The organism is Ralstonia chuxiongensis (assembly GCF_024158925.1).
Lineage (GTDB): Bacteria > Pseudomonadota > Gammaproteobacteria > Burkholderiales > Burkholderiaceae > Ralstonia > Ralstonia chuxiongensis.
The window spans coordinates 166869-182012 of record NZ_JAMYWC010000005.1 but is presented as its reverse complement, the minus strand read 5'-3'; the positions used below and the strand labels follow the sequence as shown (position 1 = coordinate 182012).

Here is a 15144-nt window from a genome sequence, read left to right as displayed (position 1 = left end):
GCCGCGATCCATCCGGCGAGGGTGGCGAAATTGGTAGACGCACCAGGTTTAGGTCCTGACGCCAGCAATGGTGTAGGGGTTCGAGTCCCCTCCCTCGCACCAAAACTCCCTTTGAAGATCAACGACTTAGATTTTTAGATCAATAAAAATCTAGCCGTTCTCTTGTCAGATTTACGCGCGGTTTGTCTCGCATCTTGGATGCGAGACCGTGGGCAGTTGCGTGTGCAACGTCCGAATATCTGCACCGCTGCGAGCGGAAAAGAAAGGGCGACCGGTTGGTCGCCCTTTCTTTTCGCAATGCACATCAGCGCCAGGATGCTGTGCCGATGCATGCCGGGTTAACGGGACTTCTTTGCAATGTCCTTCGCCGCTTCCTTGACGTCGCCCGCATCCTTGCGCGCTTGACCACCGGCCTGCTGAAGGTCGCCCTTCAATTCCCGCGCAGGATTGTTCGTCGCTTTACCCACGGCCTCGTTGACCTTGCCCTTCATTTTCTCGACAGTGCCTTTCACTTGATCCTTGTTCATGATCCGCTCCTTTGAAAATGCGCCCTTGCGCACGGGAAAGGAATAGCAGGCAACGTGCCTGCAGACGACTTGATCGGATCGCACGATGGAGCCCTTCCGCGACACGCTCGCATGAAATTGAATTGGGGCGAAGACGCTTCAGCCGTGGTTTGCCCGCCGGCACACGGCTCCACGCCGAAGCGTAGACATTGAGGTCCGGCGGACTCTATGGGCAACTGCACTACGCGTCCGGCGTTCCAAGCGCCTTATTGATCCGCAGCGCCACCAGCGTCCCCACCACGCCTGAGAGCAGGTACAGGCTCACCGCTCCGAGCCCGAACAGCGACGACAAACCTAGGGCCACGAGCGGCGCGAATGCCGCACCGAACAGCCATCCAAAATCGGTCGTCAGCGCAGCCCCGGTGTAGCGGAATCGGCTTTCGAAGTTGGACGTCACCACGCCGGCTGCCTGTCCGTACGACAGCCCCAGCAGGCCAAAGCCGACCAGAATGAAGATGTCCTGCCCAGCAACACCGCCATCGAGCAGCCACGGCGCGGCCAGACTGAAGATACCGATCAGAACGGCCATGGCCGCCAAGGTGGTGCGTCGACCGAAACGGTCTGCGATCAAGCCGGAGACCAGCGTACCCACAAACGCAATCGCTGCGCCGATGATCTGGACGGTCAGCACGGCAGGCACCGTCTGTGTCTTGCGCAGCGACACCCATGACAGCGGAAACACGGTGACCAGATGGAATAGCGCGTAGCTTGCCAGTGCGGCAAAGGCGCCCAGGAAGATGTTGAAACCCTGCGCGTTCACCATCTGCAGGGTGCTAATGGGCTCGAGCTCTTCTTCCTCCAGCAGTTGCGTGTATTCGTGCGTGACCACCAGCCGCAGCCGCGCAAACAGCGCCACCACGTTGATGGCAAAAGCGACGTAGAACGGATAACGCCAGCCCCAATCGATAAATTCCTGAAAACTCAGGCTGGTGTAGAGGAACAGGAACAGAGCGCCAGCAATGATGAAGCCGGTGGGCGCGCCCAGTTGCCCGACCATGGCGTACCAGCCGCGCTTGTTTTCTGGCGCATTCAATGCCAGCAGCGATGGCAGACCGTCCCACGAACCTCCAAACGCGATGCCCTGCATAAAGCGGAACAGCGCCAGCAAATAGATCGCCGAGTGGCCGATCGATGCGTACGACGGCAAGAACGCAATGCCGACCGTGGCCGTGCCAAGCAGGAACAAGGACGCTGTCAGCTTGGTGCTGCGCCCCCATCGGCGCTGGATGCGCATGAACAGCGCCGTGCCGAAGGGGCGGCCGATAAAGGCGAACGAGAAGACCGTGAAGCTGAACAACAGCCCAGCCAGTTCACTCGCAAACGGAAAATAGACCGTAGGGAAAACCAGCACCGAGGCGATGCCGTAGACGAAAAAATCGAAGTACTCCGACGCTCGCCCGATCACGACGCCTATGGCGATTTCTGCCGGTGCAACTTCATGGTGACCTGGTGCCGGAGGTGCAGTGGGCGACGCGCGATGCTGGTGGGTCAGACTTGCCATCGTGGAGTCTCCATCGAGATTTCGGGGGAGGGGGATGTCGTACGGCGATCTAAAAGTCCGTCATCACAAGACCAGAATAGCGCCTAAACTGCAACGACAAGTCGAAAGATCGTTGGGCCATCCCAGCGCGACGTTAACCAAACGCCACTTCCGAGACCCATGCCACGCTTCAATGCAGTAGTGACACCCCTTGGAATTACGGGAAGGTCGCTTTGGCGAGGTGCAGCAATTGCCTTGTTGGTGACCCTTGCTGGTTGTAGCAACGCCGTGCTGTTGTCGCCGGCTGGCGACATGGCGGTGCGACAGCGGGATTTGATCATCATTGCAACATGCCTGATGTTGCTGATCATCGTGCCCGTGATCTTTCTCACGTTACTGTTTGCGTGGCGATATCGGGAGAGCGCCGAAAACGCGAACTACAACCCGGATTGGGACCATTCCACTGTGCTGGAGCTGGCCATCTGGGCTGCGCCGCTGCTCATCATCATCACGCTGGGCGCCATCACCTGGGTCAGCACCCATCAGCTAGATCCGTATCGGCCGCTGACGCGGCTGGATCAGAATCGTCCGGTGCCTGCCGAGACCAAGCCACTCACCGTGGAAGTGGTGGCAATGGACTGGAAGTGGCTGTTCGTCTATCCCGAGCAAGGCATTGCCACTGTCAACGAGTTGGCCGCTCCTGTTGACCGCCCAATTTCGTTCCACATCACGGCCACCACGGTCATGAACGCGTTCTTCGTGCCGTCGCTGGCAGGCATGGTCTATGCGATGCCGGGCATGGAAACAAAGCTTCATGCGGTGATCAACCGGCCCGGCGTTTATGACGGGTTCTCTTCCAACTACAGCGGTGCGGGCTTCTCGCACATGCGGTTCAAGTTCCATGGGCTGTCGAACGAAGAGTTTGACCGGTGGGTCCAGCAGGTCAAGTCGTCGGGCACGCCGTTGTCGAAGGACACTTATCTGAAGCTGGCCAAGCCCAGCGAGAGCGAGCCCGTGCAGCGCTACGCAAGCGTGGCGCCAGACCTGTATGACCGCATCCTGAATCGCTGTGTGGATGGCCAGGCATGCCTGGCAGACACCATGGCGAGCAACCGCAACGTAAGGCGTTTCGACCCGTCGGCGGAAATCTGTACCGCCAGCAACACGGCCGATGCCATGCCGATGTTTGCGCCGGATGCGGCCATCAACGATGGTCGAAGGCTGTTGCGGTAGCCGAGGGCCCCGAGTCGTTTCGGCCCTTTGCGCTTTTCAGCTCTTTCAGTCCCTTTGACGTTTTTCGCCAACATTGATCGGCCAGAATTGGTCAATACAGGCACAGGTGACATCCATGCCCGAGCGTTCCGAACTCGCCAACATGATCTTTGGCCGCCTGACGTGGGAGGCCATTCCGTATCACGAACCCATCCTGCTCGCTACCTTCGCGGTCGTCGCGCTCGGCGGCCTTGTGGTGGTCGGGGCGCTGACGTATTTCCGGCTCTGGGGCTACCTCTGGCGTGAGTGGTTCACGAGCATCGACCACAAGAAGATCGGCATCATGTACGTCGTGCTGGGCATCGTGATGCTGCTGCGCGGCTTTGCCGATGCCGTCATGATGCGGATCCAGCAGGCTGTGGCCTTTGGCGACAATCTTGGCTACTTGCCGCCGCATCACTACGACCAGATCTTCACCGCGCACGGCGTGATCATGATCTTCTTCGTCGCCATGCCGCTGGTGACGGGGCTGATGAATTTCGTCATGCCGCTGCAGATTGGAGCGCGCGACGTGGCGTTTCCGTTCCTCAACAACTTCAGTTTCTGGATGACCACGGGCGGCGCCATCCTGGTGATGATGTCGTTGTTCGTGGGCGAATTCGCACGCACCGGCTGGCTGGCCTATCCGCCGCTATCGGGCATCCTTGCAAGCCCCGATGTGGGGGTCGATTACTACATATGGGCGTTGCAGATAGCGGGCGTCGGGACCGTACTATCGGGCATCAACTTGCTGGTCACCATCGTGAAGATGCGCGCGCCCGGCATGACGCTGATGCGCATGCCGATCTTCACGTGGACGGCGCTGTGCACCAACGCACTGATCGTTGCAGCGTTTCCGGTGCTGACGGCCGCCGTGACGCTGCTCGCCTTGGACCGCTACGTAGGCACCCATTTCTTTACGGTTGAGCAGGGCGGCAGCGCGATGATGTATGTGAACCTGATCTGGATCTGGGGCCACCCCGAGGTCTACATCTTGGTGCTGCCCGCGTTCGGCATCTTCTCGGAAGTGGTCGCCACGTTCTGCCGCAAGCGCCTGTTCGGCTACGCGTCGATGGTGTACGCGACGGTCGTGATCACCGTGCTGTCTTACCTGGTCTGGCTCCATCACTTCTTCACCATGGGCTCCGGCGCCAGCGTCAACTCGTTCTTCGGGATCACGACGATGATCATCTCGATCCCGACCGGGGCCAAAATCTTCAACTGGCTGTTCACGATGTATCACGGCAAGATCCGCTTCGAGCCGCCGATGCTGTGGACTATCGGGTTCATGGTCACGTTCGTGGTGGGCGGCATGACGGGCGTGTTGCTGGCGGTGCCGCCGGCAGACTTTTCGCTGCACAACAGCCTGTTCCTTATTGCGCATTTTCATAACGTCATCATTGGCGGTGTGCTGTTCGGCCTCATGGCGGGCATCACCTATTGGTTCCCCAAAGCGTTTGGGTACCGCCTTGTATCGTCGTGGGGCAAGGCTTCGTTCTGGTTCTGGTTTGTCGGCTTCTACTTCGCCTTCATGCCGCTGTACTGGCTGGGCATGCTTGGCGTAACGCGCCGCATGAACCATTTCGACGATCCCTCCTTGCAAATCTGGTTCCAGATCGCCGCGTTTGGCGCGTTGCTGATCGCTATCGGGATCGCCTGCTTCCTGATCCAGCTCGTGGTCAGCTTCCGGCGCCGCGAGGAACTGCGCGATACGACAGGCGACCCATGGAATGGCCGCACGCTGGAATGGTCAACGTCGTCGCCGCCGCCGCAGTACAACTTCGCATTCACGCCGCTCGTACATGACGCCGATGCCTGGTGGCAGATGAAGCAGTACGGCTACCGGCGTCCGCAGGAGGGCTTCAAGCCGATTCACATGCCCAAGGGCACCGCCGCAGGGATCGTGCTCGCGGGGCTCTCAACGGTGTGTGGCTTTGCGCTGATCTGGCATATCTGGTGGCTGGCCATCCTGTCATTCGGGGCCACGATCGTCTCGGCAATCATTCACACCTTCAACTACAAGCGCGATTACTACATTCCGGCCGAAGATGTGGTCCGGACCGAAGCATCGCGCACCCAACTGATGGCAGGCCATGGCTGACACGACCGCACCTCTGCATGTGAGCGGCCCCACGGGTACCACCACCGTGGATGACGTACCGCCAGGCGGCTACCAGTTCCACGTCACCGAAGAACCGCATGTGCCAAATGGCACGCTGCTCGGGTTCTGGCTGTACCTGATGAGCGACTGCTTGATATTTGCGTGCCTGTTCGCCGCGTATGGCGTGCTCGGCCGCGAGTATGCAGGCGGGCCCACCGGGGCGGAGTTGTTCGAGCTGCCGCTGGTCGCGTTGAATACGTCCTTCCTGCTGCTGTCATCCATAACCTACGGCTTTGCGATGCTGCAGATGCAACAGAACAAAGCCTCGGCCATGCAGGTCTGGCTGGCCATCACGTGGGTCTTCGGCGCTGCGTTTCTTGCGGTGGAGCTTTACGAATTCGCGCACCTGATACACGAGGGCGCGGGGCCCACGCGTAGCGCGTTCCTGACCTCGTTCTTCTCGCTGGTTGGCACGCACGGGCTACACGTCACGTTTGGCCTCATCTGGTTGATCGTGCTGATGCTTCAAGTGTCAAAGCACGGGCTGATCACAGCCAACAAGCGCCGGCTGATGTGCCTGTCGATGTTCTGGCACTTTCTGGACGTTGTCTGGATCGGCGTCTTTACCTTCGTCTACCTGATGGGAACGCTGCCATGAGCGCGCAAGATCAAACGATGAACGGCCACGGTGATACCCACGATGGTCATCACCACGAAGAAGAGATCGGACCGCACGCCACGTTGGGCGGCTACCTGACGGGTTTCGTGTTGTCCGTCTTCCTGACGGCAATTCCGTTCTGGCTGGTGATGGGGAACGTCTTCGACAGATCATCGACCACGGCGGTGGCGATTCTGCTCATCGGCGCGGTGCAGATTGTGGTGCACATGATTTACTTCCTGCACATGAACGCCAAATCAGAGGGCGGCTGGAACATGCTGTCGCTGATGTTCACGCTGGTGCTGGTGGTCATTACGCTCAGCGGTTCGCTCTGGGTGATGTACCACCTGAACGCCAACATGATGCCGCATATGCGTCCGCCAACGCAGTCGAGCCCCGTCAGCCTGCCGGCCCGAACACAGTAGGGCTGGCATGCACGTTCCAGAAATCATCGTCACCAACGCGGCGGATGACGAATCGATCCAGGTCATCGGCAAAGGGCTGAACCACTTCAACGATCAACACGTCGGCTATGGCGACCGGCAACCGCTTGCGGTGCTGGTGCGCGATCCGCAGAGCGGCGACGTGGTGGGCGGCGCGAGCGGCCGGACATCGCTGGGGTTGCTGTTTCTCGATCTGTTTCATCTGCCCGAGACGTTGCGCGGCATGGGCCTCGGCACCGAGGTGTTGCGCAGGTTTGAAGAAGAGGGGCGCCGCCGCGGTTGCCGCTCAGCGGTGGTCTATACGATCAGCTTTCAGGCACCACAGTTTTACGAACGCAACGGCTGGGTACGGTTTGGAGAGGTCCCTTGCGACCCGCCCGGTACGAGCCGGATCTTCCTTAGCAAGACGCTGTGAGTTAAGCCCTCAGGGCTTCACGTTCTCTTGCGCAGCGGCTTCGAGGTACTCGAGAAAGCGGCTTGCTACCGGCTCTGCATCGCCCATGCGTCGCAATGACAGCACGGGCGATTCTTTTTTGCCGCCAGCCAGCGGCACAAAACTGACACGCGCGTCGCCGGCGTGTTGCAGTGTCTTGGGCGCCAGCGCCACGCCCATGCCGAACCCCACCATCGTCACCACCGTTTGCCACAGCCGTGCCTCGTGACGAATCACGGGGCTGAAGCCCGCATCCACGCACAGCGCGATGATCAGGTCGTGATAGTGCGGCGACACCGTGCGCGGAAAGAGGATGAACGGCTCTTGCGCGAGCGCGTCCAGCCCCAGGCTCTTGCGACGCGCCAGCGCGTGACCAGCGGGCAAGCAGGCGACGAAGGGTTCCGAGAAAATCGGCGTGGAAACGACCTCGGCGGGAAACGTGCCCCAGTAGGCGCAGCCCAGGTCGATCTGCTGGCGCTGGATCGCCTGCACCTGCTCGCCAGTGTTCATCTCGCGCAGGATGATTTCCACGGCGGGGTGATCGGCCTCGAAGCGCTCCACCGCGCGGGGCAGGCCGCGATACAGCATCGAATTGACAAAGCCCACGCGAAGCCGGCCCGCCAGACCGTGCGCGGAGCGCTGCGTGATGCGCTCGACTTCCGCCGCTTGCTGCAGCAGCTTGCGGGCCTCGTCCAATAGCACTTGGCCGGCGTTGGTGAGCGCCACGCTCTTGTTGGTGCGCGCAAGCAATTGCACGCCAAGTTGATCCTCGAACTTGCGGATGTCGAAACTCAGCGCGGGCTGCGAGATGAACAGCCGTTGCGCCGCACGCCCGAAGTGCAGTTCTTCCGCCACGGCTACGAAGTAGCGCAGCTGTTTCAGGTCCATGGCTGGCTTGTTTATCAATAAAGGATACTTATCGTACAGGACAAAACCTGTATTGGACGATTATCGATGGCGTTCCTATGCTGGCCGGACAAAACAGGAGACAGCGAGGCCACCCGCATGAACGATATCGCCCGCGAGCCGCTTACGACCCATCCCGGCGGCCATCAAAATATCCCCGACAGCCGGGGCATCAATTTCTTTCACGTCGACCCGGATCTCGGACGCCTCTTGCGGCTGTACCTAGGCGACGCCCGATACCGCGAGCTGGAGCCCCAGCTCAAGTCGCTCGGCCAGCGCGCCTCGGATGAACTTGACGCCTGGGCCATCAGCGCGGATCACAATCCTCCGCAGCTTCGCCACCGCACCCGCCGCGGCGAGCCTTTACAGAGCATCGACAAGCACCCCGATTACATTGCGCTGGAACGCGTCGCCTATGCCGAGCTTGGTCTCGCATCGATGAGCCATGTCGGCGACGCACCGCCTCCGCTGGTCAAATACGCGCTCACCTATCTTTTCGTGCAGGCGGAGTTCGGGCTGTGCTGCCCGGTCAGCATGACGGATTCACTCACGCGCACGCTGCGCAAGTTCGGTGATACGGCGTTGGTGGGGCGTTATCTGCCGATGCTCGCTTCGCGCGACTTTGATGTGCTGTACCAGGGCGCGATGTTCATGACCGAACAGGCGGCCGGGTCGGACGTCGCCCGCATCGCCACGCGTGCCGCCGTGGAAACCGCGCCCGACGGTACACAAACGTGGCGCTTGTACGGCGACAAATGGTTCTGCTCGAACGCCGATGCCGATCTCGCCATGGTGCTCGCCCGGCCGGACGGTGCGCCATCCGGCATCAACGGTCTAGCGCTGTTCCTGTTGCCCAAGACGCTGCCCGACGGCTCGCGCAACCACTACCGCATCGTCCGCCTGAAAGACAAGCTGGGCACGCGTTCGATGGCCAGCGGCGAGATCGTGCTTGAGGGCGCCGCCGCACACCTGATCGGCGAGATCGGCCGAGGCTTCCACCAGATGGCCGACATGATCAATATGTCGCGCCTCTCGAACGGCGTGCGCGCTGCCGGCCTGATGCGTCGCGCCACTACCGAAGCGTTGCACATTGCGCGCAACCGCCAAGCCTTTGGCCGCAAGCTGATCGACATGCCATTGATGCAGCGCCAGCTTTTGAAGATGCTGCTGCCGACGGAGCAGGCGCGGTCGATGTTCATGCAGATCGCGCAACTGCTGCCGCTGGCCGATGCGGGCGACGCGCAAGCCGCCAAATGCGTGCGCATCCTGACGCCGCTCATCAAGTTCCGCGCTTGCCGCGATGCGCGCCGCGTGACCGGAGATGCGATGGAAGTGCGCGGCGGCACTGGCTACATCGAAGAGTGGAGCGATGCGCGCCTCGTGCGTGACGCCCATCTGGGCTCCATCTGGGAAGGTACGAGCAACATCGTCGCGCTTGACATTGCACGCGCTGTGAAGCGCGAAGGCGCGTTGGAGCCGCTGCGCGCCTATCTCGTCGGCATGCTCGATGGCGTCACGCTGCCGCCGCAGAGCGATGCGTTGCTGCGCACCACGCTCGACCGCGTATGCCGCGCAATCGCCAAGGTGGCTGAAGACGGCAGCGACGAACTGGTGCGTCAGGCCGGCTCTGCGCTGTATCACATCACCACGGCTATCTTCATGGCGGTGGAAGGCGTGCGTCTGGCGCCGGAACATCGCCGGCTGGCGCTTGCGCATCTGGTGCTGCGTCACAAGCTGCTGCCGGTCGATCCGCTGGCCTTGCCAGAGAACGACGACGCATTGCTGTTCGATGCACTCGTCAAGCAACGCGAGGTCTCATTTGCGCTGGCCATGCAGGCCTTGCCGACTGGAGACGCTCAATGAGCGCAATCCACGGCGCATTGCACGGCCTGAAGGTCATCGACCTGAGCCGGGTGCTCGGCGGCCCGTATTGCACGCAGGCACTTGCCGATCACGGCGCGCAGGTCATCAAGCTGGAGCCGCCCGTTGGCGACGAGACCCGCACCTGGGGCCCGCCGTTCGACGAGAGCGATACCGCCTGGTACTTCAACGGGGTCAACCGCAACAAGCTCGGTATCTCGGTCGACTTGTCGAACGAAGAGGGCCGCGCCGTGCTCTGGCAATTGCTGGAAGACGCCGATGTGCTGGTCGAAAACTTCAAGCCTGGCACGCTCGCCCGCTGGGGCATGGATTTCGAGCGCGACCTGCAACCGCGCTTTCCGCGTTTGATCCACTGCGCCGTTTCCGGCTTTGGCCCTGACGGCCCGCTCGGTGGCCTACCCGGCTACGACGCCGCCATCCAGGCGATGGCCGGCCTGATGAGCGTCAATGGCGAGCGCGATGGCGGCCCGATGCGCGTCGGTCTGCCGATCGTCGACATGGTGACGGGGCTTAACGCGCTCGCCGGCATCTTGCTCGCGCTGGCCGAGCGCCAGAAGAGCGGGCGCGGGCAATCGATCGATATTGCGCTGTATGACTGCGGCGTGTCGCTGCTGCATCCGCATCTGCCTAACTACTTTGGCTCGGGCGAGGTGCCGCAGCGCAGCGGAAATGCGCACCCGAACATCGCGCCGTACGACAGCTACCAGACCGGCACCGCGCCGATTTTTCTGGCGGTGGGCAACGATCGCCAGTTCGCCAAGCTGTGCGCGCATATCGGTGCAACGGAATTGGCGCAAGACGCGCGCTTTGCCGACAACCGCAGCCGCTGCGCGCATCGCGCGGAGCTGAAGCACGCGCTGGAAGCACAACTGGCGCGCTTCGACTGCGAGACGCTTGCGCAAGATCTGATCCATGGCGGCGTGCCGTGCGGGCCCGTGTTGAGTGTCGATGTGGTGGCGCGCCATCCGCATACGCTGCACCGGCAGATGGTGGTCGAGCTGGGTGAGTACCGTGGGACCGGCTCGCCAATCAAGCTGTCGCGCACGCCGGCGACGTATCGCAACCCACCACCTGCGCTCGGTGCCGATACGGATGCCGTGCTCGCGTCGCTTGGCATTGACGCAGACACCCGGCAGCGCTTGTTCCAGGCCGGCGTACTGAAATGAAATAAAGCAGGTTCACCACAACAAGGCAGACAGCCCAGCAGAGGCTGCGCCAAACCGGCAGTACCACCAAGGAGACAAACATGCCTCACCAGCCTGCGCCCCAGACCGACGCGGCCACAAACCTGCAACCGCGCCGCGCTGCGGTAGCTGCGTTTATCGGCACCACCATCGAGTGGTACGACTTCTACATCTACGGCCTTGCTGCCGCGCTTGTCTTCGGCAAGGTGTTCTTCTCCAAGACGCTGGACCCGGGCATCGCCACGTTACTGTCGTTCGTCACGCTGTGGGCAGGCTTTGCGGCGCGGCCCATCGGCGGGATCATCTTCGGCCACCTTGGCGACAAGATCGGCCGCAAGACCACACTCATCATCACGCTCATCCTGATGGGCGTGGCGACGATGGGAATCGGCCTGCTTCCGGGCTATGCGCAGATCGGCATGTGGGCGCCAGTGGGCTTGGTGGTGCTGCGCGTAATCCAGGGCGTGGCCGTGGGCGGCGAGTGGGGCGGTGCGGTGCTGATCGCCAGCGAGAGCGCGCCCAAGCGCAAGAGCATTCTGTACTCGGCGTTTGCACAGCAGGGTTCCCCAACGGGCAACCTGCTGGCGACGCTGGTGTTCTTTGCACTCAGCGCATTGCCGACACCGCAGTTCTTGCTGTGGGGCTGGCGCGTCCCGTTCCTGCTGTCCGCGCTGCTGGTGATCGTTGGCATGGTCATCCGCCTGAAGCTGGAAGAGTCGGATGACATGAAACGCGTGCTGGCGCAGAAGAAGACCGTCAAACTACCGCTCAAAGACGTGGTGCGTGACCACTGGGGCCTGGTGCTGCTGGGTGCGGGCACGCTGCCGCTCATTCACGTGACGTACCTGAAGAGCAATTTCGCCCTCGCATGGGCGACGAAGGAGCTCGGCTACGCGCAGGAGACCTTCCTCGGCATCATCGCGATTGCGTTGGTGGTGCAGTTCATCACCCAGCCAATCGGTGCATGGCTGGTCTCGCGAATGGACATGCGTCGAGCCATCTGCCTGATGGTGCTACCCGAATTCCTGCTCATGCCGGTGATGTTCTTTGCCATCGAGACCAAGGTGGTCTGGATTGCGCTGCTCGGCATGTGCCTGGCAACAATTCCACATTCGATGTTCTACGGTGCCATCGGCGGCATTCTGGCGCGCGTGTTCCCGACGCGGATTCGCTATACGGGCTTGTCTCTGGCGTATCAACTGTGTTCGCTCGTGGTGGGTGGCGGCACGCCCGTATTTGCGCAGTGGATGCTCAACAGCAGCGGCAATATCGTGGGCGTGGCGGTGTCGTCGGCGCTGTATGCGCTGGTGTCGCTGGCGTGCACGCTGGTGCTGCTAAACCGCACGGGCTATCGCGCAGACGAGTTGTCCACCGCCGAACGTGCAGATGCAATGGATCTGGGGCAGGGTGACGCCGATGTCTCCCGGCCGCTCAACGGCCCCGTGCGCAAGCCGGTGCCCGCTGTCTGAGTTGCTGTGGGCACCGTGTCCTACACGAAATGTGCGGTGGCGCACCTGCCGCGCGTTCCCTACGATGGCAAGGCAAGTCATACGAAACGGGGATGCGTGTCATGTCCATTTTTGACGAGAACGAACATCGCGAGGCCTTCTGGGAAACCGTGCGCCAGGCCATTGAGGCGCGCCACCAAGCCGATGAGGCCCGTCGCGCGGGGAGGTTGACTGGACTGGCAATCGGTCTGTCTGTGGCCGCGCTGGCGGTTGCGTTTATGGCATGGCAGCGCCGATCCCCGGACGATCCGGCCTAGCGCCATCGTGCTGCTCCACGCCAATTCTTAGCGCCCTTCTGGGTTGGCATTTATCGGCCCCGGCAGAGGTGCTGTCCGACACCCTCATGCATGGGCGGGCAGCGCCGTAGAGACCGGCTGAGGGGCCGAACCGCACGCTTATCCGGCCGCGATAACCAAGCATCCGATGATCGTGCAGGTGGTGAGTCTGGACGACCCGGCCGCCGGCCTGAAGACGGCAGGCGGACTGCTTCAGATCAAGGCGCAAGGGAAGGGCGGCGTTACAATTCGCCGCTTCCTCCCAGGGTGTTTCATGCCACGCGGCCTCGTTCTCGCCACGCCTCAGCTCACGTCGGACGGCACGCCGTTCTCCGCGCAATACGACGACGTCTATCACAGTTCCGAAGGCGGTCTGGCGCAGGCGCATCACGTTTTTCTGGGCGGCAACCGCTTGCCGGCTGCATGGCAGGGCAAGACCTCCTTCACCATCGTCGAAACCGGCTTCGGTCAGGGCCTGAATTTTCTGGTCACGTGGGCTGCATGGCGCGACGATCCGCAGCGTTGTGCGCGGCTCGATTTCGTCTCGATCGAGAAGCATCCGTTCGATCGCGCTGGCTTGTCGACTGTGCATCCGAAAAGCGGCGCGCTGGCCCCGCTGGCCGAGACGCTCCGTCAATCATGGCCCGTGCCAGTACCCGGAGTGCATCGCCTGGAGTTCGATGGCGGCCGCGTGACGCTCACGCTGCTGTTTGGGGATGCGATGGAGACGCTGCCCCAACTGTCGTGCGCCGCCGACGCGTTTTATCTCGACGGGTTTTCTCCTGCAAAGAACCCTGATTTGTGGCAGCCGCGCGTGTTCAAGCAGCTCGCGCGGGTCGCTCGCGCCGGTGCGACATTGGCCACGTACACCGCTGCAGGATTTGTGCGACGCGGCTTGCAGGAGGCTGGTTTCGAGGCGCGCAAGGCACCCGGTTTCGGCTCCAAGCGCGACATGACGGTCGCGCAGTTCCCAACCCATTGGCGCACCAGGCGCGGACCAACTGAAGCGCCCGGCTGGAGCCAACATCACGCCATCGTGCTTGGCGCCGGGCTCGCGGGCTGCTCCGTTGCGGAGCGGCTCGCATCGCGCGGCTGGCGCATCACGCTCATCGACGCAAACGACGGCCCCGCGCTCGGCACGTCGGCGCATCGCGCAGCGGCCATGCATCCGCATGTGTCCATCGACGACAGCGTGCTTTCGCGCCTTTCGCGCACCGGCAACTTGCTCGCACGCCGCCATTGGGACGCACTCGATCGCGCCGGCTTCGCCACAGGTTTCCAACCCACCGGCGTGCTCCAACTCGCCGAACATGCCGACGACGCCGTCGAGCAGCAACGCATCGTGCAAGCGCTCTGCTATCCGACGGATTACATCGATTGGCTCGACGTGGACGAAGCCGCCCGGCGCGTCGGCGCCAGCGTGCCGCAGGGCGGCTGGTGGTTTGCGCAAGCCGGCTGGGTGGCGCCGCCTGATGTTTGTCGCGCCAATCTCGCCGCCGCTGGCACCGCAGTTGATGCGCGTTGGAATACGCACGTCGAATCGCTGCGCCAAGTCGGTGATCAATGGAATGCGCTGGATTCCCAAGGCGAGGTGATTGCGAGCGCGCCGGTCGTCGTCCTCGCCAACAGTCTTGGTGCCGCACGCCTGGCTCCGCTCGCATCTGCGTCGCTCAAGCCAGTGCGCGGTCAACTCACCGATGTGCCCATCAGCAGCTTGGAGCCGGGTGCCGCGTGGCCGAAAGCGGTTGTCTGCGGCGATGGCTACTTGCTGCCCGCCGAATCGGGTGCGGAGACGGTGCGTACAGGCTCGTCGTTCCAGCCGGGCGAATCCGATCTGGCTGAGCGCGTCGCCGATCACGCAGCCAATCTCGGGCGACTGGCCAGGTTGCAGCCAAAGCAATCGGGCGCGCTGGCGCAGTTGGATCCTGTAGAACTGCGTGGTTATGTTGGTGTGCGGTGCGTCTCCGCCAATCGATTGCCGTTGATCGGCCCGCTGGTGGATGAGGCGGCGGCCATGGCGCCCGACTTCCGTTTGCGCGGCCCGCATGCGCAATTGCCTCGCCTCGCCGGGCTGTATGCCGCACTTGCGTATGGCTCGCGGGGCCTCACGTGGTCGGTACTGGGCGCGGAGATGCTGGCGGCCCAGATCGACGGTGGTCCGCTGCCGCTGGAATCCGATCTGGCCGCAGCGCTGGATCCCGGCCGCTTTATCCTGCGTGCATTGCAGCATCGACGCGCGCAGGAGCAGTGCGCCTCACCCGCGGAAACCGAAATCGCGAGGCCGCTGGATTAACGCGCCGTTTGAAGGGTTTTCCAAGCGTTCTGACCCAAAAAAGCAGGGCCGCCGAACGTTCCATGCCATAATATGCGTTTTGCGTTTGCCAGCCTGAACGCGCCCGTTGTGCCGTGCATTGTGCAGTCGAGCGGCCCTCGCGCCGCATTCCTGCAAGCCCGGCAA

The 15144-nt window shown here is 62.3% G+C and carries 13 protein-coding genes and 1 tRNA gene; 11 read left to right on the top strand and 3 right to left on the bottom strand.

The window, feature by feature from the left end; genetic code table 11:
- Nucleotides 1–15 precede the first annotated feature (15 nt).
- Nucleotides 16–102, top strand: a tRNA-Leu gene (locus NKG59_RS17940).
- Between the two features lie 236 nt (nt 103–338).
- On the opposite strand, the gene NKG59_RS17935 is transcribed toward NKG59_RS17940, so the two are convergent.
- Both NKG59_RS17935 and NKG59_RS17930 read right to left on the bottom strand, forming a co-directional pair.
- Nucleotides 339–527, bottom strand: a complete 189-nt coding sequence (locus tag NKG59_RS17935) for a CsbD family protein (RefSeq protein WP_027681365.1) — start codon at nt 525–527, stop codon at nt 339–341.
- A 220-nt stretch (nt 528–747) separates the two neighbouring features.
- Nucleotides 748–2067 carry an MFS transporter gene (locus tag NKG59_RS17930; RefSeq protein ID WP_045206272.1) on the bottom strand — a complete coding sequence of 440 codons (1320 nt, stop codon included), beginning with the start codon at nt 2065–2067 and terminating at the stop codon, nt 748–750.
- Between the two features lie 159 nt (nt 2068–2226).
- Here NKG59_RS17930 and cyoA point away from each other — a divergent pair, with 159 nt between their 5' ends.
- The 5 genes from cyoA to NKG59_RS17905 all read left to right on the top strand — a co-directional run bounded on the left by cyoA (nt 2227) and on the right by NKG59_RS17905 (nt 6914).
- On the top strand, nt 2227–3279 hold the full coding sequence (cyoA, locus tag NKG59_RS17925; RefSeq protein ID WP_253539596.1) for a ubiquinol oxidase subunit II: 1053 nt from the start codon (nt 2227–2229) through the stop codon (nt 3277–3279).
- 115 nt (nt 3280–3394) lie between these two features.
- Complete coding sequence (gene cyoB, locus NKG59_RS17920) at nt 3395–5398, top strand: cytochrome o ubiquinol oxidase subunit I (RefSeq protein ID WP_253539595.1); 2004 nt, start codon at nt 3395–3397, stop codon at nt 5396–5398.
- Nucleotides 5391–6056, top strand: a complete 666-nt coding sequence (gene cyoC / locus NKG59_RS17915; RefSeq protein WP_253539594.1) for a cytochrome o ubiquinol oxidase subunit III — start codon at nt 5391–5393, stop codon at nt 6054–6056. The genes cyoB and cyoC overlap by 8 nt, the downstream gene beginning before the upstream one ends.
- A complete protein-coding gene (cyoD, locus tag NKG59_RS17910; protein WP_253539593.1) occupies nt 6053–6481 on the top strand; it encodes a cytochrome o ubiquinol oxidase subunit IV in 429 nt (142 codons plus the stop codon). Before cyoC ends, cyoD begins: the two co-directional genes overlap by 4 nt.
- Nucleotides 6482–6488: 7 nt before the next feature.
- A complete protein-coding gene (locus tag NKG59_RS17905) occupies nt 6489–6914 on the top strand; it encodes a GNAT family N-acetyltransferase (RefSeq protein WP_253539592.1) in 426 nt (141 codons plus the stop codon).
- A gap of 9 nt (nt 6915–6923) precedes the next feature.
- Here NKG59_RS17905 and NKG59_RS17900 read toward each other — a convergent pair whose 3' ends face one another.
- Nucleotides 6924–7820, bottom strand: coding sequence for a LysR family transcriptional regulator (locus tag NKG59_RS17900; RefSeq protein ID WP_253539591.1), 897 nt, complete (start codon nt 7818–7820; stop codon nt 6924–6926).
- Nucleotides 7821–7937: 117 nt separating this feature from the next.
- Here NKG59_RS17900 and NKG59_RS17895 point away from each other — a divergent pair, with 117 nt between their 5' ends.
- The 5 genes from NKG59_RS17895 (at nt 7938) to mnmC (ending at nt 14979) form a co-directional block, all read left to right on the top strand.
- Nucleotides 7938–9701: an acyl-CoA dehydrogenase family protein gene (locus NKG59_RS17895; RefSeq protein WP_253539588.1), complete on the top strand. Its 1764-nt coding sequence runs from the start codon at nt 7938–7940 to the stop codon at nt 9699–9701.
- Entirely contained in the window at nt 9698–10885 is a 1188-nt protein-coding gene (locus tag NKG59_RS17890) for a CaiB/BaiF CoA transferase family protein (protein ID WP_253539586.1), read from the top strand. The genes NKG59_RS17895 and NKG59_RS17890 overlap by 4 nt, the downstream gene beginning before the upstream one ends.
- 80 nt (nt 10886–10965) lie before the next feature.
- The gene (locus NKG59_RS17885) at nt 10966–12372 is read left to right on the top strand and encodes an MFS transporter (protein ID WP_253539584.1); all 1407 of its coding nucleotides are present in this window, start codon (nt 10966–10968) and stop codon (nt 12370–12372) included.
- A gap of 101 nt (nt 12373–12473) precedes the next feature.
- Complete coding sequence (locus NKG59_RS17880; protein WP_253539582.1) at nt 12474–12668, top strand: hypothetical protein; 195 nt, start codon at nt 12474–12476, stop codon at nt 12666–12668.
- Between the two features lie 292 nt (nt 12669–12960).
- Nucleotides 12961–14979, top strand: coding sequence for a bifunctional tRNA (5-methylaminomethyl-2-thiouridine)(34)-methyltransferase MnmC2/FAD-dependent 5-carboxymethylaminomethyl-2-thiouridine(34) oxidoreductase MnmC1 (gene mnmC / locus NKG59_RS17875; protein WP_253540098.1), 2019 nt, complete (start codon nt 12961–12963; stop codon nt 14977–14979).
- Nucleotides 14980–15144 lie beyond the last annotated feature (165 nt).